The following is a 19,812-nucleotide window of genomic DNA, read 5'->3' as shown; positions in this document are numbered from 1 at the left end:
GTGGAGCGCCGGCGCCCCGGGCCTCAGCCCTGTGCCAGCTCCTTGGCCCGCTCCTCCGTGATGAACTTCCAGGCCCCGCCGTCGCCCTCGGTGCACTTCATGACCACGAGCGCCGCGTCCTTGCCGTAGTCGTCCACGTTGGCGTCGAACCGCTTCAGCTTCAGGCACATGTTGTCGCTGGCGACGTTGCGTATCCAGTAGTGGGACAGGGTGTCGCCGTCGTTGGGCTGGCGGTCGAGCCACCAGAGCTGGTTGTCGCTCTTGGTGCCGTCGCAGTGGAACTCGCCGATGGGCGTTCCGGACGCCACGCCCTCGTAGCCGCCCAGGTCCATGCAGAGCTCGTCCGTGGCGTTCCTGATCTGGAACAGGCTGGTCCCCTTGGGGCTCTGGTTCTTGTAGCGCACCTCAAGGTTCCACAACTGGTTGTCCTCGTCCGGAGGGTTGCAGAGCGAGTGCTGGACCGGCCCGTCCACGGCGCCCTTCTCGCGGCCGAGGATGTCGGCGCACTTGTCCGTCCGGATGTCCCTCATCTGGACGCGGGTACGCGACGCCGGGTCCTTCTTCTCCTTCTTCTCGCCCCCTCCGGAGTCCTTCTCGCCGCCGCCGTCCCCGTCGTCCGAGGGCGCCGCCGGCTGCTCCGGGGTCTTCGGCGCGGTGGGCGCCTCGGGCAGTTTCGGTGCCGCGGGCTCGGAGGGCTTGATGCTGTGGGCGGCGACCGGTTCGACCTTCTCCTTGGCCAGACTCCGCACGGCGGGCTTGTAGTTGAACCACATGATCAGCCCGGTGATGGTGAGCACCAGCAGCAGACTCAGCACCGTCATCAGCCAGTACGGCAGGACGCCGCGCTGCACGTACACCCCGTCCACCGGTGTGGGCTCGGCGCCCGACCTGCGGATGTCCAGCGTGTACGGGCGCTCCTGCTTCTGGCCCGCCCAGGTGATCTGACGGGGCTTGAGCGTCGTCTTGATGAACGCGGCGCGGCCCGGCTCGATCTGGACGCTGCCGGGCAGGATCTCGTACGAGAGCTGGTCACCGTTGTCACTGCCGCTGACGGACGCGGTGAGCTTGACGTTGCCGAGATTGTCCACGGCGAGCTTGGGCCGGCCCCGGAACCGGCCCTTGACGGTCGGCGGCACGAGTTCGGCGCGCAGCTCCGTGAAGGGCGTGATGGTGATGTTGCCCTCGGCCACCGTCGTGGCGTCCGGATGCTCCGTGGGCACGACCTGGATCCCGTACGGGTGAGGTCCCGCCGCGGAGTCGGGGGTGCGCGGCGGCGCGAACGTGACGGCGACGGTACCGGTGGTGCCGGGGTAGAGCCGCAGGGAGGTGGGCTCGACGGTGGCGTACGGCGCGAGGTCGCCGACCGGGACGAAGTGGTACTCGTCGACGACGTCACCGGTGTTGCGCAGCCGCAGCGTCACGGATCTGGCCGCGCCCGCGTCCATGGTCGTCGATGCAGGTTCGAGGGAAGTCCATAGGCTCACACTGCCGACCCTAGAGGCGGGCGGGCACGATGAGCAGCGGCCCAGGGGCACGATCGCGGACCGGGAGGGCGTCGCGCCCTGCCCGAAGGAGCACCGGCGCGCCCGCGTTCCAGGACAGGTTCAAAAGATCTTCGAAAGATTTCCCGGCGTGTGTCGATCCGGCCGCCTCCCGTTCGACGTAAGAGGTGAGAGGCGGGAAACGGCCCGCCCCAACCCGAGGAGTCACCATGCCGCGCTATCTCTCCATGATCCGTATCGACGAGACCACCGCGCCCGCGGGCGGCCCCAGCCCCGAGCTCCAGCAGCGCATGGGGGCGCTGCTGGAGGAGATCACCAAGGCCGGGGTCATGCTCGACACCGCCGGTCTGACGCCGACCTCCGACGGGGTGCGGATCCGTCAGGACGGCGGGAAGATCACCGTCACCGACGGGCCGTTCACCGAGTCCAAGGAGGTCATCGGCGGGTACGCGCTTCTTCAGGCGAAGGACAAGGCCGAGGCCGTCGAGTGGGCGCGGCGCTTCGTGGAGGTGCACGAGGAAGAGTTCGACATCACCTGCGAGGTCCGGCAGATCGCGGAGTAACCCTCCGGCGAGGGTTCGCCGCGCCCCCGTCCGGCGGGTGTGCTCTGATGGGTGCCCGTGAGGGCAGACGGGGCACACGGACCGGACGGGCGGCCCGCGGCGGAGCACGCGGACGGCGACGGCGGGGTTGACGGGAACGGCGGCGTCGACCGCACCGGCGGTGCCGGCGGCATCGGCCGTGCCGACCGCACCGGGCGTGACGACGGCGCGGATCACGCGGCCCGTGCGGATCACGCGGCCCGTGCGGATCACGCGGCCCGTGCGGACCACGCCGACGGCGCGGACCACGTGGACCGCGCCGCCCAGGCGGACCGCGCCGTGGAAGCCGTCTTCAGGATCGAGTCCGCGAAGATCATCGCGGCGGTGGCCCGCGTCGTCCGCGACATCGGCATCGCCGAGGAGATCGCGCAGGACGCCCTCGTCGCCGCGCTGGAGCGGTGGCCCGAGTCCGGCGTACCGGACCGGCCGGGAGCCTGGCTCATGGCCACCGCCAGGCACCGGGCGATCGATCTCGTCCGGCGCCGCGAGACCTATGCCCGCAAGCTCGCCGAGGTCGGCCGCGCCCTGGCGGACGACCCCGGACCCGAGACCCCCGACGCGGCGCCGGCCGGCGCGGGCGGCGGAGACATCGGCGGGGACGGGGAGGACATCGACGACGACCTCCTCCGTCTCATCTTCACCGCCTGTCACCCCGTCCTCTCCACCGAGGCCCGTATCGCCCTCACCCTGCGCCTCCTCGGCGGACTCACCACCGACGAGATCGCCCGCGCCTTCCTCGCCCCCGAGGGGACCGTCGCCCAGCGCATCGTGCGCGCCAAGCGCGGCCTCGCCCGGGCCGGCGTGCCGTTCGAGGTGCCGTACGGCGCCGAGCGCGCGGCGCGCCTCTCCTCCGTCCTGGAGGTCATCTACCTGGTCTTCAACGAGGGTTACTCGGCCACCGCCGGCGACGACTGGCTGCGCCCCGGCCTCTGCGAGGACGCGCTGCGCCTGGCCCGAGTGCTCGCCGGGCTCATGCCCGACGAGCCGGAGGTGCACGCGCTCGCCGCCCTGCTGGAGCTCCAGGCGTCCAGGACGCCCGCCCGTACGGGACCGGACGGCGCGCCCGTCCTGCTCGCCGACCAGAACCGGTCCCGGTGGAACCAGCTCCTCGTCCGGCGCGGCTTCGCCGCCCTCACCCACGCGGGCTCCCTCGCCGCGCGTACAGGCGCCCCGCCCGGTCCGTACGCCCTCCAGGCGGCCATCGCCGCCTGCCACGCCCGCGCGGTGACGTACGAGGAGACCGACTGGTCCGCTATCGCCGTCCTGTACGGCCGGCTCGCCGCGCTCACGCCCTCCCCGGTGGTCGAACTCAACCGGGCCGTCGCCGTCTCCCTGGCCGAGGGCCCGGCGGCCGGGCTCGCGCTGGTCGACGCCCTCGCCGACGACCCGGCGCTGAAGACGTACCACCTGCTCCCCAGCGTCCGGGGAGACCTGCTGGCCCGGCTGGGGCGCCCGGACGAGGCGCGCGCCGAGTTCGAACGGGCGGCCGGGCTCACCCGTAACGAACGCGAGCGCGACCTGCTCGGACGCCGCGCCGCCGAACTCGGCGCGCCCGGGGCGCGGGAGACCCCGTAACCCCGTCGGACCCGTAGCCCGTCGGACCCGTCGAACCTGTCAGATCTGTCGGACCGGTCAGCTACGCCAGATCGCCAGCGCCAGCGAACCGCCCAGCGCCAATACGGCCAGTACGTAGGCGACTTGCTGTGCGGTCGGGCTCATCTCGACACCGCCAGCCGGTCCTTCAGCCGCGTACGCAGCAGCGGCGGCCCGATCTCGTCCAGCGAGGTCCAGCGCGCCCGGCCCAGCGCGGTCATCGCGGGGACCAGGACGCGGGAGTGCGCCCGGAAGAGGTAGCGGAAGCCGTACCGGGTGCGGCGCCCGTCCTCGGGCGCGGCGGGCGAGGCGTCGACCAGGATCGGGCCCTCCTCGCCGGGCGCCGTCCAGACGTTCTGCACGCCCGCGAACTCCTCCAGCACCCGGGTCGCGGTGCGGCTGAGCGACTGGTCCCCCGGGTCGGGGGCTCCCTCGGCGAACCCCCAGGCGTCGCCGTACCGCAGGGCGAGCGCCCGCCCCTGCTCGTCCATCAGGATGGCACCCGCCCTGACCACCGGACAGCTCCCGTGATGCAGGCACACGCCCTGCCTGGAGTGGTCCAGCAACGCGTCGAACAGGGGCATCGTCGACGACGTCTCGTCAGGGTGGCCAAGCAGGTAGTGGTTCAACTCCTTGATGATGGCGCTCGCTTCGACAGCCACGGTCACCTCAACTCCTTGCGCTCTCGGACCTGGACCCGGAACCGGGCCCGGACCGGGACCCGGCAGCGGTCCCTCCCGGTGCTCGGTCGGCTCCTCGATCAGCATCAGCCCTCCGCCGTCCTCCGCCGTGGAGGAACAGGCTCACTTCGCTGGAACGGCCGTAGCGAAATCACTGACGGTGACGGACAGATGGGCCTCGGTCGATGTGACGAGGAGGCCACGGCGGCCACCGGCGTGTTTGTCATGACGCCCCCGTTTCTACCAGTTCATCGCGGATACGTCCCAGTCCGTCCAGATGCGCGGCGAAATCGATTCTCCTCGCGGGGCAAGATATTCCACTGGTGCTTCCTTCTGACGAGTGAATCCGCCGCGAAGACATCTCTGCGCGGAGCGGCGGCACGTCACGATGGGTGCATGGCTCACAGTGACATGCCCACCGTGCGCAGCAGGCGGCTCGGCAACGAGTTGAAACGACTCCGCCTCGAACGGGCATACAAAGTCCAGGACATCGCCGACAAGCTCCAGTGCGGGCAGCCGAAGATCTCGCAGATCGAGAACGGCAAGCGCGGCATAAGGCCGCTCGATCTGACGGTCCTGCTGGAGTTCTACGGGATCGACGACGCGGCGTACATCGCGAGCATCAAACGGCTCGCCAGGGAGATCCACAAGGTGGACTGGTGGAGCGGCGAGGACCCGCGGCTCCACGACTCGCTCCGGGACTACCTCACGCTGGAGGCCGACTCCGACCTGGTGCGCGAGTACGATCCGGCGGTGCTGCCCGGGCTGCTCCAGACCGGCGCGTACATGCGGGAGATCTTCGAGGCCCGCTTCCCGGCGCAGGACATCTCCCCGTACATCGGGACCCGGACCAAGCGGCAGGAACTCCTCGGCCCCCAGCAGGACTTCCGGCTGTGCGCGATCGTCGAGGCGTCCGTCCTCCACCGCATCAGCAGGTCCCGGGACGTGGTCAGGGAGCAGCTCGAACATCTGCTGGACATGGGCGGGCGCGCCACCGTCGACCTGCGGATCCTGCCCCTCGACGCGGCGATCCCGGCCGACCAGTACACACCGTTCACGCTCTTCTCGCTGCGGGGCGAACCGTCCGTCGACATCGCGTGGTTGGAGCATGTCACCGGCGGGACGCTGCTGGAGAAGGGGACCGACGTGCGGGTGTACGAGCGGGTGTGGGACGAGTTCACGGCCGCGGCCCTGCCGCCGCCGGCCTCGCGGGCGTACATCCGGGACCTTCTCCGGGAGAGCCGGTGACGGCCTCAGCCGGGACGCCGTGCCTGTCCGTTCCGTGCCCGGCGGCAGGTGTTCGCCCTTCATGAGCAGGGAAAGTGCGCCGAGTTGGGCGTGTGCGCCGACGACCAGGACGCTGGAGGCGATGAGGAGGACCGGCGTCACGAGGCCGGGCACCAGGAGGCCCGGCCGCCCGGTCGGCCAGGACAGGGCCGGCGGATAGGGATAGACGCCGGCGCTCAGTACGGTCGCGCATCCCGGCGGACGGCCCCGACGCTCCCGACGCCCCGACGTCCAACGACGCCCCGGGACCCGCGGCGGACCTCGGCGCGGGCGCGCCCCGCCCGGGTCGGTAGCCTCGTGCACATGTCACGCCGCAGGCCGCTGCCGCCCCCGCCACCCCCCGCGCATCTGCGCTCCTGGCCCGACCGGGCGGCGCTGCTCGCGGACCGCGCCGGGGTGCTCGCGTATCTCGGCGGACGCAGCCTCGGGCCGGCCGCGCTGGTGGTCTTCTGGCTGCTGGTACTGGGGGTGCAGTTCGGGTGGGCGCTGGTCGGCGGCGTACTGGTGGCGCTCGCCGACGGCATGGATCCGATCAGCGCCGTGCTCACCGTGCCCCTCCTGGCGCTCGGGCTGGGCGCGCTGATCCCGGCGGGGGTCTTCCTCGGCCTGTCGGTCCGCAAGGAGCGCGTGATGCGCGGGCTGATGACCCGGTGGGCGGAGCTGGACAGCGACCCCGAGGGCGATGCGCGGCTGCGGATGCCGGGGCGCAGCCTGAGCTGGCTGCTGACCTCGTTCGCGGCGGGCGCCGCCGGGCTGTGGATCGCGTTCGTCGTCCCGGCCAACGCCGTGCGGGGCGAGGACACGTACGCGGAGGTCACGTACGCGATGGGGGCGGGCACCCTGCTGTGGATCGCGGGGCTGACCGGGGTGGCGCGTGCGGTGGGGCACTACCGCTGGGCGCTGCGGCTGGTCGGACCGGCGGCTGACCGCTGAGAGGAGTCGGCCGCCGCGTCGGTCCGGCGCGCGTGCTCCGCCTCCGCACCCCGCACCCCGTACCCGCGCCCCGTACCCGCGCCCCCGCCCCGGGCCCGCTGCCCGGAGCCACCGCGCGTCCCGGTCGGACGGACTCCCGGACGGAGCGGCGCCGGATCGTCCCGCTACCCTCTGCCGCATGATCACCCGCCGGCCCCTGCCACCGTCCCCGCCGCCCGAGGAACTGCGCGACTGGCCCGACGACGCGGCACGCCTCGCCGACCGGTCCCTGGCCCTGGCGGAGCTGAGCAGACGTGCGCTGGGGATCGTGCGGTTGTTGCTGCTGTGGCTGCTGGGGGCGGTCGCCGTGCTGGGCTGGGCATGCGTCGGGCTGGCCGTCCAGAGCTTCGGCGAGGGCGGCTTCGACCCTGTGGCCGGAGTCGTGGCGCTGGTCCTCGCGGCGGTCCTGCTGGTCCCCGCGGCGGTGGCCCTCGGATTCTGGCTGAACCAGGGCCGCGTCATCCGGCGGCGGCTGGAGGAGTGGGCGGACCTCGACCCCGCGCCCGTGAGCGAGGCGCAGTCCCTGGCGCACCGGAGGTCGGTGCTGTGGCTGCTGCCGTCGGTGGCGCTGTGCCTGGCGGGCGCGTGCGTGATGGGCCTCGCCCTGGCCGAGGCATCGTCGAAGGCGTCGAAGGTGAGCGGTACGACATATCTGACCGGCCTCGGGGCGACGGTCCTGCTCACCGGAGTTGTCGGCCTCGCCCAGTCGCTCTTGCAGCGCCGCTGGTCAGCGCCGTTCCAGAATCCGGTGCCGGCCCGCCGGGGCGGAGGCGCGCATCGCTGAGGCGGTTCCTACGCCCGCGGTCCTATCCTGAGGAGGGTACGCATGCGCCATTCAGGGGTAAGGGGCGGCGGATGGACTGGCTTTGGTGGATTTTCGTCTTCTTCATCGTGGGCGGCTTCGGCTGGGTGGCCGACACGGGCAGGACCGCGCTCAAGACCCGGCACGAACGACGTATCGAACGCCTCAAACTCGCGGAGAGCGAGCGCCAGGCCGAACGGCAGGCCCTGGAAGAGGCCCAGAAACTCCCGGACCCCGTCTGCGGCTGCTCGCACCACCTGGCGAAACACGACCGCCAGGGCAAGTGCCATGAGGAGGTCGAGGCCCCGACGGAGTGGGACGAGAACAAGAAGCCGCTGCGCTACGAGCTGAGACAGTGCAACTGCCAGCAGTACGTCGGCCCGCAGCCGCTCTCCCAGATCTACGCGGACGAACTGACGGACCTGGGCTGACCGCCCCGGCTATTCCGGTGAGCCTCCTGTCGCGGTGGCCGGGTGGCCAAGGAGCATGGTCGGGGCGCCGGCCACGCGGGTCAGGAAGACCGTGGCCGCGTGCGGGCCCTTGAGTTTGAGGCGGCGGCGGAGTTCCTCCGGTTCCACCGCCGAGCCGCGCTTCTTCACCGTCAGGACACCGACCTCGCGGGCGCGCAGCAGCGCCTTGAGCTTCTTGAGGTTGAAGGGGAGTTCGTCGGTGATCTCGTAGGCGGTGGCGTACGGGGTGGGGCGCAGCGCGTCGGCGCTGAGGTACGCGATCGTCTCGTCGATCAGCCGCCCGTCCAGTTCGTCGGCGACCTCCGCGACGAGATGCGCGCGGATGACGGCGCCGTCCGGCTCGTACAGGAAGCGTCCGACCGTACGGACGGGCGGGTCGGGCAGGCCGCGTCCCGCGAGGGTGACGAAGGCGGTGGGGGAGGTGCGGGCGGAGAGGAGGGTGGCGCGGCGGGCGCCGGGGGTGACGGGAGGGGGCGACGAGGAGGCCGCGTCCCGGGGGCGTTCCCCCGCATACCAGAGCACCGCCTCCTTGACGTCGCCGCCGTCCGAGATCCACTCCGCCTCGAAGTCGTCCGGGACCAGCTCGTGCGGGATGCCCGGCGCGATCTTGATCGCTCCCGTGCCCACCCGCCGTACCGCGTCCACCGCCCAGGACAGCGGTGGCGAGTAGGCCTCCGGGTCGAAGATCCTGCCCCGGCCGCCGCGCCGCGCCGGGTCGATGAAGAGGGTTCCGGCCCCGGTCAGGTCGTACTCCAGGACATCCGCGCGCGTCACGGTCGCGGGCGGGCCGCCGGGGGCCAGGGTGCGTACGTTCGTACGGGCCATCTCGCAGGTCAGCGGGTCGAGATCGACGGCCGAGACGGCGAAGCCCGCCCGCGCCAGCTCGATCGCGTCGCCGCCGATGCCGCAGCAGAGGTCCGTGATCCGGGGCGCGTTGCCGCCCTCGGCCGCCGCGAGGGTACGGAACCTGGCCGCCCGGTAGGCGGCGACCGGGCCGCGTGTGGCCTGCTCGACGCCGTTCGGCGTGAAGTACATGCGGTACGCGTCCGCCGCGCCGAACTTCGCGACCGCGCGCTGGCGCAGCCGCGCCTGGGCCAGCGCCGCCGAGACCAGCTCGGCCGGGTGGTCGCGGCGCAGCCGGGTCGCGAGGGCGAGTTCCCCGGCGGGGTCGTGGTCGCGCAGCTCGGCGAGGAGGGCCTGGCCCTCGGGGGAGAGCAGGGGCGCGAGCGGCGAGACGGGGGCGGGGGAAGAGGCGCGGTCGGTCATCCGGTCCATTGTGGGCCAGGCGGGGGGTTGGTGTGCGTCGGGCGGCGGTGTCGTCCTGGCGGGGGCGCCGTGCGCTGACAGGATGCGGCGCCATGCAGCTAGTAAGACAAAAGGAACAAAAGGAAGTGGTCGGGGTGCGCATCGCCACCACGGCACCCCGGAACATCCGGTCCCGGCGCGGCGGCCGGTACGCCGCCGCCCTGGCGGCGCTGCTCGTCGCCGCGGTCGCCTCGGGCTGCGCCTCCGGGGCGGGCGGGCCCGGAGGACCGGTGGGGCACGGCAGGCCCGGCGAGCACGGTGAGTCCGGCGAACACGGCCAGGCGGCTCCCGGCGCGCCCCACGGGCAGCAGGAGGGCGGCGCGGGGACGCTCTCGTACGCCGAGCAGACGCGCCGCACACAGGCCGCGCGCGCCGTCGCGGCGAAGAAGTGGGGGCTCGCCAGTACACCCCTGGCCGCGCCCCCCGCGCCCGCCGTCAAGCCGGAGATCACCAACCGGAAGGGCTTCGAGATCGAGGACGAGGAGGAGGGCGAGAACCTGCCGCCCGTCTTCACCACGGTCCCCGTCAAGGACCGGGTCGTCTTCCTGACGATGGACGACGGTTCGGAGAAGGACCCCGACCTGCTGCGGATGATGACCGAGCTGAAGATCCCGTACACCGCCTTCCTCAGCGACTACGTCATCAACGACAACTACGGCTACTTCAAGCAGATGCAGGACCGCGGGGTCACCATCCAGAACCACACGCTCAACCACCCCTACCTGCCCGGGCTCTCCTACGAGGAGCAGCGCACCGAGATCTGCGACCAGCAGGACAAGCTGGCCAAGCGGTACGGCAAGCGGCCCACGCTCTTCCGGCCGCCGTACGGCAATTACAACCACGACACGCTGCGGGCCGCCAAGAGCTGCGGCGTACGGGCCGTGCCGCTGTGGACCGCCGAGGCCTACCCCGACCACATGGAGTGGCGTGAGTGGGACCGGGACCTGCATCCCGGCGACATCGTCCTCACCCACTTCCGCGGCCGCGAGGACTGGAAGGGCACCATGCCCGACATGATCCGGCACGCCATGAAGGTGATCACGGACAAGGGGTACGCCGTGGCCAGGCTGGAGGACTACGTATGAGACCCGGGCACCGGCTGCTGGCCGGAGTGCTGGCGGCCGGTGCGCTCCTGACCGCCGGCTGTGCGCAGTCGGTGGACCCCATCGAACGGCTCGGGCGCAAGGCGGCGGAGAAAGTCGCACCCCGTGAGGCGCGGGAGGTCCACGAGGTCCGGGCGAGCTCGGGGACGGCCTCGGGGGCGCCCGAGCCGGTCGCGCGCGCCGTGGTCGTACGCCGGGACTGCGGGCGCCCCGCGCCGCCGGGACGGACCGGGGCCAGAACGGCGAAGTGCCGGGGCGCGGTCCACGGGGTCGTGCGCGGGACACCGGCCGGGGAAGCGCCCCGTACCGACTGAACCGCACGTACGCCCAAGGCCCGTACGTGCGTACGGAACGATGCCCCTTTCGCCGGCGTTTCCCCCTCGGAGGGCACGCCGCGACGATCTGTATTGGCACTCCGCTTGACCGAGTGCTAATCGCGGCCATAGTGTCAGACCTGGCACTCCCCACTGGAGAGTGCCAAAGCGCGACTGACGGATCCGGCACCCGCGACGACGGGTCCATCTGGTCGCCACCCTCAGACAGTTAACCCCGTGAGATCTCCGAAGGGGGAGGTCGGATCGTGACGACCGCCAGCACCAAGGTTGCCATCAAGCCGCTCGAGGACCGCATTGTGGTCCAGCCGCTCGACGCCGAGCAGACCACGGCCTCTGGCCTGGTTATCCCGGACACCGCCAAGGAGAAGCCCCAGGAGGGCGTCGTCCTGGCCGTGGGCCCGGGCCGTTTCGAGAACGGCGAGCGGCTTCCGCTCGACGTTTCCGTCGGCGATGTCGTTCTGTACAGCAAGTACGGCGGCACCGAGGTGAAGTACAGCGGCGAGGAGTACCTCGTCCTCTCGGCTCGCGACGTGCTCGCGATCATCGAGAAGTAACTCACCCAAGATTTACTTTTGCTTTTGAGCTGCGCCCCTGGCCCCCCTGCGAATGCCGGGTGGACAGGGGCGCAGCTCATTTGAGAGGACAGAGAAGCTCCCATGGCGAAGATCCTGAAGTTCGACGAGGACGCCCGTCGCGCCCTTGAGCGCGGCGTCAACAAGCTTGCCGACACGGTGAAGGTGACGATCGGCCCCAAGGGCCGCAACGTCGTCATCGACAAGAAGTTCGGCGCCCCCACCATCACCAACGACGGTGTCACGATCGCCCGCGAGGTCGAGCTCGACGACCCGTACGAGAACCTGGGCGCCCAGCTCGTGAAGGAGGTGGCGACCAAGACCAACGACATCGCGGGTGACGGCACCACCACCGCCACCGTGCTGGCCCAGGCGCTGGTCCGCGAGGGTCTGCGCAACGTCGCCGCGGGCGCTTCCCCGGCCTCCCTGAAGAAGGGCATCGACGCCGCGGTCAAGGCCGTCTCCGACGAGCTGCTCGCGACCGCCCGCCCGATCGACGACAAGTCCGACATCGCCGCCGTCGCCGCGCTCTCCGCGCAGGACGAGCAGGTCGGCGAGCTGATCGCCGAGGCGATGGACAAGGTCGGCAAGGACGGTGTCATCACCGTCGAGGAGTCCAACACCTTCGGTCTGGAGCTGGACTTCACCGAGGGCATGGCCTTCGACAAGGGCTACCTGTCTCCCTACATGGTGACCGACCAGGAGCGTATGGAGGCCGTCCTCGACGACCCGTACATCCTGATCCACCAGGGCAAGATCGGCTCGATCCAGGACCTGCTCCCGCTGCTGGAGAAGGTCATCCAGGGCGGCAGCTCCAAGCCGCTGCTGATCATCGCCGAGGATGTCGAGGGCGAGGCGCTCTCCACCCTCGTCGTCAACAAGATCCGCGGCACGTTCAACGCGGTCGCGGTCAAGGCCCCCGGCTTCGGTGACCGCCGCAAGGCCATGCTCGGCGACATCGCCACCCTCACCGGTGCGACCGTCATCGCCGAGGAGGTCGGCCTCAAGCTCGACCAGGCCGGTCTGGACGTGCTGGGCTCCGCCCGCCGCGTCACCGTCACCAAGGACGACACGACCATCGTCGACGGTGCGGGTGCCGCCGACGAGATCACCGGCCGCGTCAACCAGATCAAGGCCGAGATCGAGTCCACGGACTCCGACTGGGACCGTGAGAAGCTCCAGGAGCGCCTCGCGAAGCTGGCCGGCGGTGTCTGCGTGATCCGCGTCGGTGCCGCCACCGAGGTGGAGCTGAAGGAGAAGAAGCACCGTCTGGAGGACGCCATCTCCGCGACCCGCGCCGCGGTCGAGGAGGGCATCGTCTCCGGTGGTGGCTCCGCCCTGGTGCACGCCGCCAAGGTGCTGGAGGGCAATCTCGGCAAGGAGGGCGACGAGGCCACCGGTGTCGCCGTCGTCCGCCGCGCCGTCGTCGAGCCGCTGCGCTGGATCGCCGAGAACGCCGGCCTTGAGGGCTACGTCATCACCTCGAAGGTGGCGGAGCTGGACAAGGGCCACGGCTTCAACGCCTCCACCGGCGAGTACGTCGACCTGGTGAAGGCCGGTGTCATCGACCCGGTCAAGGTCACGCGCTCCGCCCTGGAGAACGCCGCCTCCATCGCCGCGCTGCTGCTCACGACCGAGACCCTGGTCGTCGAGAAGCCGGCCGAGGAAGAGGCCGACGCGGGCCACGGCGGCCACGGCCACAGCCACTGAGTCCCACGGCTGAACCCGACGCGGCTCGCCCGCGACGCACAGCCGGCCCGGTACCCCGGAAGGGGTGCCGGGCCTCGCTGTTGCTGTGGTGCCGGCGATCCTCTTACCGTCGGCGCCGGTGATTCTTTACCGCCGGTGTCCGCGCCCCGTTGGCGCTGGTGCCGGTGACCCCGTAGCGCCGGTGCCGGTGACGCCCGCTCCTACTGCGGGCCGTACTTGCGGCCCGTCTTCGACGTGACCCCGCCGAGCAGCCCGCGCGGGGTCAACTTCACCACACCCATCAGCGCCTTGTACCGCGGATCCGGTACGGACACGGTCTTCCCGCGCGCCAGATCGGCCAGCGCGGCCGTCACCAGCTTGTCCGCGTCCAGCCACATCCACCCCGGGATGTTGTCCGTGCCCATCCCGGCCCGGTCATGGAACTCGGTCCGTACGAAACCGGGGCACAGCGCCATCAGCCGTACCCCCGACCCCGCCAGATCCCGCGACACCCCCTGGGTGAACTGCACGACCCACGCCTTCGACGCGCCGTACGTCCCGCGCGGCACGAACGCGGCGACCGACGCCACATTGACGACCCCGCCCCGCCCGCGCGTCCTCATGCCGCCGACCGCGGCCGACGTCAGCCGCAGCACCGCCTCGCAGTGCACCTTCAGCATCGTCAGTTCATCGGCCATCGGCACATCGAGGAAACGGCCCTTGTTGGCGAAGCCCGCGTTGTTGACCAGCAGATCCACCGCGTGCTTGGCATCCGAGAGCCGCTTCTCCACCGCCCCGATCCCGGCCTCCGTCGACAGGTCGGCGGTCAGCACCTCGGCCTCGATGCCGTGCAGGTCGTGCAGTTCGGTGGCCTGGTCGCGCAGGCGCTCGGTGTCGCGGGCGACGAGCACGAGATTGTGCCCGTCCGCCGCCAGCCGTCGCGCGAAGGCGGCGCCGATGCCCGCCGTCGAGCCCGTAATCAGAGCAGTCGTCATACGCGCACGGTAGTGCCTGCGCCGCGGCGGCCCCGGCCCCGTCCAGAACCGTCCGCCGCGCTCACCGGACGCCGACCGGACCTACCCGCGCTCGCCGTGCTTCTCCACATACTCCCGTGCGATCCTCAACTCCTCCCCGTGCAACGCCTCTCCGGCCGCCAGGACACGTGGCAGCAACTCCCGCTCCGTGGTGACCGCCCGGAACGCCAGGCCCACCGTCACCTCGTGGTCCGGGCGGTGAACCACCTCGATCGGGTCACCCGCGCGGATCTCGCCCGGAGTGATGACCCGCAGATAGGCACCGGTCACCGCCTCCCGGGTGAAGCGCTTGACCCAGCCCTTCTCGCCCAGCCAGCTCTGGAACGTACGGCACGGAATCCGCCCGCTCGTCGTCTCCAGCACCACCTCGGAACCGACCCGCCAGCGCTCCCCGATCCGCGCGTTCATGATGTCGAGACCGGACGTCGTGAGATTCTCGCCGAAGGTGCCGTTGGGGAGCGGCCGCCCCAACTCACGCTCCCAGAAGTCGAGATCCTCCCGCGCGAACGCGTACACCGCCTGGTCGGTGCCGCCGTGATGGCGCAGATCACAGACCGCGTCCCCGGAGAGCCCGCTCGCCCCCTCGCCCTTGGCGCCCGGGTCGGTCACCCGGACGGGGCCCTCGACCGGGCGCTTGTCGATCCCCGTCGCACCGCCCGGCGCGTCCGTGTACTCCACGGCCCGGGGCCGTCCCACATTCACGGTCAGAAGATTCATGGCCACACGCTAACCACCCCCGCACAAGTGATCCACTCAATAATGATCGATACCCCCAAGGATCACTTATATTCAGGACATGCGAGGAATGATCGAGGCCCGCCATCTCCGCGTGCTGCGCGCCGTGGCCGCCACCGGCTCCTTCTCGGCCGCCGCCCGCGAGCTCGGCTGTACGCAGCCCGCCGTCAGCCAGCAGATGAAGGCGCTGGAAACCTCCGGCCGCACCCCGCTGATCGTCCGCACCGGCCGCGAGACGCGGTTGACCCAGGCGGGTGAAGCGCTCGTACGCCACGCGACCGGCATCCTCGCCGGACTCACCGCGGCGGAGGAGGAGATGGCCGCCATCGCCGGGCTGCGCGCGGGCCGGGTCCGGCTGGTCTCCTTCCCGAGCGGCAGTTCCACCCTCGTCCCCACCGCGCTGGCGGCCCTGCGCGCCGCCCATCCCGGCACCCGCGTCTCACTCGTCGAGGCCGAGCCGCCCAGTTCGGCGGCGATGCTGCGGGACGGCGACTGCGAGGTGGCACTGGCGTTCCGGTACGGCGACTCCGGTACGGAATGGGAGGACCTGGCCGTCCGGCCGCTGCTCAAGGACCGGCTCGTGGTCCTCGTCCCCGAGGGCCACCGGCTCGCGGACGCGGACGGCGCCGCGCTCGGTGCGTTCGCCGGCGAACCGTGGATCGCGGGGTGCCCGCGCTGCCGTACCCAGCTCGTCGACGCCTGCGGGGCGGCGGGGTTCACGCCCCGGATCGACTTCGCGACCGACGACTACCCGGCGGTGGTCGGACTGGTCGCGGCCGGGCTCGGGGTGGCGATGCTGCCGGAGCTGGCGATGGAGTCGGTCCGTACCGAAGGCGTGCGGGCGCTGAGGGTCGAACCGTCCGTGGAGCGGGAGATCGTCGCGCTCACGCTGCCGGACCTGGCGCGGGTCCCGGCCGTCGCGGCCATGCTGGACCAGCTCACCAGCGCCGCCGCGCGCTGAGCCGCGGACATGCGGACATGCGCCTCCGCGGAGGGGCTGGAGGCGGGGTGGAGGCGTACAGGGAGCGTACCGGAGGCGTGCGGAAACGTTTCTTCCTTGAGGAGAGGCCGAGTTCAGTCCATCCCCTGATGCCCCCCGGGACCCGCGCCCCCGCCCGGCCCCGGCGCGCCCGCGGAAGCCGGTGCCGAGGCCGACGCCGTGGACGGCGCGGAGGCGTGCGCCGTGATCAGCCGGGAGCGAGCCCGCCCCATCAGCTCCTCACGCTCGTCCTCGGTCAACCCGCCCCACACGCCGTACGGCTCCCGTACCGCCAGCGCGTGCGCCGCGCACTCCGCGCGGACCGGGCATCGCATGCACACCTCTTTCGCCGAGTTCTCACGCGCGCTTCGTGCCGCGCCCCTTTCCCCCTCCGGGTGGAAGAAGAGCGAACTGTCCACACCACGACAAGCTGCGAGGAGCTGCCAGTCCCACAGATCTGCGTTCGGTCCGGGAAGGCGGGAGAAATCTGCCATTGCTCATGTCCCCTTGAAACCGTGCTGAGGCGGATACGCGCCGCTTGGACGCCGGGTACGAGCCCGGCGCGTACCGCACCGGTGCTCCCGACCGTACATCTACTATGTAAGTAGATGTAAATATGACTCATTGCGAATCTAGCCACAGACACCAGCAAAAGTGAAGAAAAGCCGCTAAATGGGGCATAGCTTCCACTGGGCACCGGAAGACTTACCGCCGCTCTCCTCCGTGTGCGACTCCTTACGGGGAGTGCCGAAGTAGGCTGCCGGACCCGTAACTCTTTCGAGTGACCGTCGTTGAATGTGCGAGGCGGTTGAGAGAATGAGCGATCGGGCACATGTCCGAGAGCGTCAATCGCACAGGTGACGATATGTACCCAGCCTGGAGGCTCAAGGTGACGCGCACTAGCTGCGGAGGACGGTCATGACATCCGTCCTCGTCTGCGACGACTCCCCGCTTGCCCGAGAGGCGCTCCGCCGCGCGGTCGCGACCGTGCCCGGTGTCGAGCGCGTGACGACCGCGGCCAACGGCGAGGAAGTCCTCCGCCGCTGGGGTGCCGATCGGTCGGATCTCATTCTGATGGACGTGCGGATGCCCGGGCTCGGGGGGGTCGAGACCGTCCGCCGGCTGCTCTCGGCCGATCCCGGCGCCCGGATCATCATGCTCACGGTCGCGGAGGATCTGGACGGGGTCGCGCTCGCGGTCGCCGCCGGGGCCCGCGGCTATCTGCACAAGGACGCCTCGCGTGCCGAGCTGCGCGCGACGGTCACCCAGGCGCTCGCCGACCCGACCTGGCGGCTCGCCCCGCGTCGGCTCCGGTCGGCCGAGATGGGCGCGGCGCCCACGCTCACGGCGCGTGAGATCCAGGTGCTCGAAGGCATGAGCCACGGCCGTTCCAACGCCGAGATCGGCCGTGAGCTGTTCCTCTCCGAGGACACGGTCAAGACGCACGCCCGGCGGCTCTTCAAGAAACTCGGCGCCTCCGACCGGGCACACGCGGTGGCGCTCGGCTTCCGGTGGGGGCTGGTCCGCTGACGTACGACCGGTCCTGACCCCTCGCCCGCCGACGGTTCCCGACGGCGGGCGAGGTGGCGTTCCGGGCGGTCGCGAAGGGCGGCGTTCCGGACGGTACGTGGTGGTTTCCGGGCGCCGGGTGAGGCAACGTACGTCCGTACACACCCGTTTCCCGCGCAATGCCGCATCCTTGAGATGTGGACTTCCACGGGGACGAGTCGGACGAGCGCGAGGGGAGAGCGCAGGAAATGAGTTCTGCCGCACCCGCTCATAACGCTTCGGTGCACAACTACGGACGCAGTGCCACCGATCAACAGCCGCCAAGGCACCATGGACCGATGCGCGAAGACGAGCCCACGGTGATTGGTGCGCTCGTTCACCGCGCCGTCAACGGTGACGAACGGGCCACGCACGACCTTCTGGCCCGCGTCCACCCGCTCGCGCTGCGTTACTGCCGTACGAGACTCAACCGGCTGCCGGGTGACGCGCGCCACTTCGTCGAGGACCTCGCACAGGAGGTCTGCGTCGCCGTACTGATGGCGCTGCCGCGCTACCGCGACACCGGACGGCCCTTCGAGGCGTTCGTCTTCGCCATCGCCGGACACAAGGTCGCCGACCTCCAGCGGGCTGCCATGCGGCACCCGGGATCCACGGCCGTACCGTCCGACGAGATGCCCGAGCGGCCCGACGACTCCCTGGGGCCCGAGGAGCGCGCGCTGCTCAGCAGCGACGCCGAATGGGCCAAGAAACTGCTGGCCAACCTGCCGGAGAACCAGCGCGAGCTGCTGGTGCTGCGGGTCGCCGTCGGGCTCACCGCGGAGGAGACCGGACAGATGCTGGGCATGTCCCCGGGAGCGGTACGGGTCGCCCAGCACCGCGCGCTGAGCCGGCTGCGGGCGCTCGCGGGACAGTGACCGGGACGCGTCCCGGGCGCACTCCCCGCGCACGCGTCCGCGTACGCGGCCGTTCGCCGTACGAACGTACAAAGCCGGATCGGTGATCTCAAGCGTGGAATGAGAGGCCCGCAGAGGCCGTTAGCATGGACATCCGCACCGATCAAGGCCATTTGGGGAAGGTGTCATGACTGCAAACGTCGACGGAGTGCCCGAGAAGTTCGCGACGCTCGGGCTGACATACGACGACGTGCTGCTGCTGCCGGGCGCCTCGGAAGTGCTGCCGAACCAGGTGGACACCGCGTCTCTGGTCTCGCGGAACGTCAAGGTGAACATCCCGCTGCTCTCCGCGGCGATGGACAAGGTCACCGAGTCCCGCATGGCGATCGCCATGGCGCGGCAGGGCGGCGTCGGGGTGCTGCACCGCAACCTCTCCATCGCCGACCAGGCCAACCAGGTCGACCTGGTGAAGCGCTCCGAGTCCGGCATGGTGACCGACCCGATCACGGTCCACCCGGACGCGACGCTCACCGAGGCGGACCAGCTCTGCGCCAAGTTCCGGATCAGCGGCGTCCCGGTCACCGACCGCGCGGGCAAGCTGCTCGGCATCGTCACCAACCGTGACATGGCCTTCGAGGCGGACCGTACGCGCCAGGTGCGCGAGGTCATGACCCCGATGCCGCTGGTCACCGGCAAGGTCGGCATCTCCGGCGTGGACGCCATGCAGCTCCTGCGCCGTCACAAGATCGAGAAGCTGCCGCTGGTCGACGACGCGGGCATCCTCAAGGGCCTGATCACGGTCAAGGACTTCGTCAAGGCCGAGAAGTACCCGAACGCGGCCAAGGACGCCGAGGGCCGGCTGCTCGTCGGCGCGGCCGTCGGCGCCAGCCCGGAGGCGCTGGAGCGCGCCCAGGCGCTGGTCGCGGCGGGCGTCGACTTCCTCGTGGTGGACACCTCGCACGGCCACAACAGCAACGCGCTGAGCTGGATGTCCAAGATCAAGTCGTCGGTCGCCGTCGACATCATCGGCGGCAACGTCGCCACCCGGGACGGCGCCCAGGCGCTGATCGACGCGGGTGTGGACGGCGTCAAGGTCGGCGTGGGCCCCGGCTCGATCTGTACGACCCGCGTCGTCGCCGGCATCGGCGTGCCGCAGGTCACGGCGATCTACGAGGCGGCCGTGGCGTGCCAGGCCGCCGGGATCCCGGTCATCGGCGACGGTGGCCTCCAGTACTCCGGCGACATCGGCAAGGCGCTCGCGGCCGGGGCCGGCACGGTCATGCTCGGCAGCCTGCTCGCCGGGTGCGAGGAGTCGCCGGGCGAGCTGCAGTTCATCAACGGCAAGCAGTTCAAGTCGTACCGCGGCATGGGCTCGCTCGGCGCGATGCAGTCGCGCGGCCAGGGCCGCTCCTTCTCGAAGGACCGCTACTTCCAGGGCGAGGTCGCCTCCGACGACAAGCTCGTCCCCGAGGGCATCGAGGGCCAGGTCCCCTACCGCGGCCCCCTCTCCGCCGTACTGCACCAGCTCGTCGGCGGACTGCGCCAGACGATGGGGTACGTGGGCGCCGCCTCCATCGACGAGATGGAGCGCAAGGGCCGCTTCGTACGGATCACGTCGGCGGGCCTCAAGGAGAGCCACCCGCACGACATCCAGATGACGGTCGAGGCGCCGAACTACACGGGCCGCTGACGCCGTACCCGGACGGTGAAGGCCGCACCCTCGGGCGCGCCGCCCGAGGGCGCGGCCTCG

Annotated in this window: 20 protein-coding genes; 14 read left to right on the top strand and 6 right to left on the bottom strand. The window is 71.1% G+C overall.

Annotated features, from left to right (window positions below; translation table 11 throughout):
* Nucleotides 1-23: 23 nt before the first annotated feature.
* Nucleotides 24-1,484: a ricin-type beta-trefoil lectin domain protein gene (locus ACIQ7D_RS33765; protein WP_403944362.1), complete on the bottom strand. Its 1,461-nt coding sequence runs from the start codon at nucleotides 1,482-1,484 to the stop codon at nucleotides 24-26.
* 227 nt (nucleotides 1,485-1,711) lie between these two features.
* Between ACIQ7D_RS33765 and ACIQ7D_RS33760 the strand changes: the two genes are divergently transcribed.
* The gene (locus ACIQ7D_RS33760; RefSeq protein WP_403944359.1) at nucleotides 1,712-2,065 is read left to right on the top strand and encodes a YciI family protein; all 354 of its coding nucleotides are present in this window, start codon (nucleotides 1,712-1,714) and stop codon (nucleotides 2,063-2,065) included.
* 288 nt (nucleotides 2,066-2,353) lie between these two features.
* Nucleotides 2,354-3,679, top strand: coding sequence for an RNA polymerase sigma factor (locus tag ACIQ7D_RS33755; RefSeq protein WP_403944418.1), 1,326 nt, complete (start codon nucleotides 2,354-2,356; stop codon nucleotides 3,677-3,679).
* A 140-nt stretch (nucleotides 3,680-3,819) separates the two neighbouring features.
* On the opposite strand, the gene ACIQ7D_RS33750 is transcribed toward ACIQ7D_RS33755, so the two are convergent.
* A complete protein-coding gene (locus ACIQ7D_RS33750; protein WP_403944356.1) occupies nucleotides 3,820-4,359 on the bottom strand; it encodes an NUDIX domain-containing protein in 540 nt (179 codons plus the stop codon).
* Nucleotides 4,360-4,773: 414 nt separating this feature from the next.
* Between ACIQ7D_RS33750 and ACIQ7D_RS33745 the strand changes: the two genes are divergently transcribed.
* The 4 genes from ACIQ7D_RS33745 to ACIQ7D_RS33730 all read left to right on the top strand — a co-directional run bounded on the left by ACIQ7D_RS33745 (nucleotide 4,774) and on the right by ACIQ7D_RS33730 (nucleotide 7,869).
* Nucleotides 4,774-5,625, top strand: a complete 852-nt coding sequence (locus ACIQ7D_RS33745; RefSeq protein WP_403944354.1) for a helix-turn-helix transcriptional regulator — start codon at nucleotides 4,774-4,776, stop codon at nucleotides 5,623-5,625.
* Nucleotides 5,626-5,967: 342 nt separating this feature from the next.
* Entirely contained in the window at nucleotides 5,968-6,597 is a 630-nt protein-coding gene (locus tag ACIQ7D_RS33740) for a hypothetical protein (protein WP_403944352.1), read from the top strand.
* A 178-nt stretch (nucleotides 6,598-6,775) separates the two neighbouring features.
* Entirely contained in the window at nucleotides 6,776-7,420 is a 645-nt protein-coding gene (locus tag ACIQ7D_RS33735; protein ID WP_403944349.1) for a hypothetical protein, read from the top strand.
* Between the two features lie 71 nt (nucleotides 7,421-7,491).
* Nucleotides 7,492-7,869 (top strand): hypothetical protein, encoded by a 378-nt coding sequence (locus ACIQ7D_RS33730; protein ID WP_403944347.1) that lies wholly within the window; start codon nucleotides 7,492-7,494, stop codon nucleotides 7,867-7,869.
* Nucleotides 7,870-7,878: 9 nt separating this feature from the next.
* On the opposite strand, the gene ACIQ7D_RS33725 is transcribed toward ACIQ7D_RS33730, so the two are convergent.
* Nucleotides 7,879-9,174, bottom strand: a complete 1,296-nt coding sequence (locus tag ACIQ7D_RS33725; RefSeq protein WP_403944345.1) for an SAM-dependent methyltransferase — start codon at nucleotides 9,172-9,174, stop codon at nucleotides 7,879-7,881.
* A 92-nt stretch (nucleotides 9,175-9,266) separates the two neighbouring features.
* Here ACIQ7D_RS33725 and ACIQ7D_RS33720 point away from each other — a divergent pair, with 92 nt between their 5' ends.
* The 4 genes from ACIQ7D_RS33720 to groL all read left to right on the top strand — a co-directional run bounded on the left by ACIQ7D_RS33720 (nucleotide 9,267) and on the right by groL (nucleotide 12,933).
* Nucleotides 9,267-10,298, top strand: a complete 1,032-nt coding sequence (locus tag ACIQ7D_RS33720; RefSeq protein WP_403944342.1) for a polysaccharide deacetylase family protein — start codon at nucleotides 9,267-9,269, stop codon at nucleotides 10,296-10,298.
* Nucleotides 10,295-10,630, top strand: coding sequence for a hypothetical protein (locus ACIQ7D_RS33715; RefSeq protein WP_403944339.1), 336 nt, complete (start codon nucleotides 10,295-10,297; stop codon nucleotides 10,628-10,630). The genes ACIQ7D_RS33720 and ACIQ7D_RS33715 overlap by 4 nt, the downstream gene beginning before the upstream one ends.
* Before the next feature lie 266 nt (nucleotides 10,631-10,896).
* Nucleotides 10,897-11,205 (top strand): co-chaperone GroES, encoded by a 309-nt coding sequence (gene groES, locus ACIQ7D_RS33710; protein WP_023539274.1) that lies wholly within the window; start codon nucleotides 10,897-10,899, stop codon nucleotides 11,203-11,205.
* Between the two features lie 102 nt (nucleotides 11,206-11,307).
* A complete protein-coding gene (groL, locus tag ACIQ7D_RS33705) occupies nucleotides 11,308-12,933 on the top strand; it encodes a chaperonin GroEL (protein WP_329828696.1) in 1,626 nt (541 codons plus the stop codon).
* Nucleotides 12,934-13,133: 200 nt separating this feature from the next.
* On the opposite strand, the gene ACIQ7D_RS33700 is transcribed toward groL, so the two are convergent.
* Nucleotides 13,134-13,907, bottom strand: coding sequence for an SDR family NAD(P)-dependent oxidoreductase (locus ACIQ7D_RS33700; protein ID WP_403944336.1), 774 nt, complete (start codon nucleotides 13,905-13,907; stop codon nucleotides 13,134-13,136).
* A gap of 81 nt (nucleotides 13,908-13,988) precedes the next feature.
* On the bottom strand, nucleotides 13,989-14,663 hold the full coding sequence (locus ACIQ7D_RS33695; protein WP_403944333.1) for an MOSC domain-containing protein: 675 nt from the start codon (nucleotides 14,661-14,663) through the stop codon (nucleotides 13,989-13,991).
* 88 nt (nucleotides 14,664-14,751) lie between these two features.
* On the opposite strand from ACIQ7D_RS33695, the gene ACIQ7D_RS33690 reads away from it, so the two are divergent.
* Nucleotides 14,752-15,642 carry a LysR substrate-binding domain-containing protein gene (locus ACIQ7D_RS33690; RefSeq protein ID WP_403944415.1) on the top strand — a complete coding sequence of 297 codons (891 nt, stop codon included), beginning with the start codon at nucleotides 14,752-14,754 and terminating at the stop codon, nucleotides 15,640-15,642.
* Nucleotides 15,643-15,755: 113 nt separating this feature from the next.
* Here the strand turns inward: ACIQ7D_RS33690 and ACIQ7D_RS33685 are convergent, their stop codons facing one another.
* A complete protein-coding gene (locus ACIQ7D_RS33685) occupies nucleotides 15,756-16,154 on the bottom strand; it encodes a WhiB family transcriptional regulator (RefSeq protein WP_403944330.1) in 399 nt (132 codons plus the stop codon).
* A gap of 424 nt (nucleotides 16,155-16,578) precedes the next feature.
* Here ACIQ7D_RS33685 and ACIQ7D_RS33680 point away from each other — a divergent pair, with 424 nt between their 5' ends.
* The 3 genes from ACIQ7D_RS33680 (at nucleotide 16,579) to guaB (ending at nucleotide 19,752) form a co-directional block, all read left to right on the top strand.
* Entirely contained in the window at nucleotides 16,579-17,190 is a 612-nt protein-coding gene (locus ACIQ7D_RS33680) for a response regulator transcription factor (RefSeq protein WP_003948568.1), read from the top strand.
* Between the two features lie 317 nt (nucleotides 17,191-17,507).
* Nucleotides 17,508-18,083: a sigma-70 family RNA polymerase sigma factor gene (locus tag ACIQ7D_RS33675; RefSeq protein ID WP_403944328.1), complete on the top strand. Its 576-nt coding sequence runs from the start codon at nucleotides 17,508-17,510 to the stop codon at nucleotides 18,081-18,083.
* A 166-nt stretch (nucleotides 18,084-18,249) separates the two neighbouring features.
* Nucleotides 18,250-19,752 (top strand): IMP dehydrogenase, encoded by a 1,503-nt coding sequence (gene guaB / locus ACIQ7D_RS33670; protein WP_403944326.1) that lies wholly within the window; start codon nucleotides 18,250-18,252, stop codon nucleotides 19,750-19,752.
* Nucleotides 19,753-19,812: the final 60 nt, after the last annotated feature.

It is taken from the genome of Streptomyces sp. NPDC096310, from assembly GCF_044763125.1.
In the GTDB taxonomy this organism is placed as follows: Bacteria; Actinomycetota; Actinomycetes; order Streptomycetales; family Streptomycetaceae; genus Streptomyces.
This window is presented reverse-complemented; position numbering and strand designations above follow the sequence as displayed.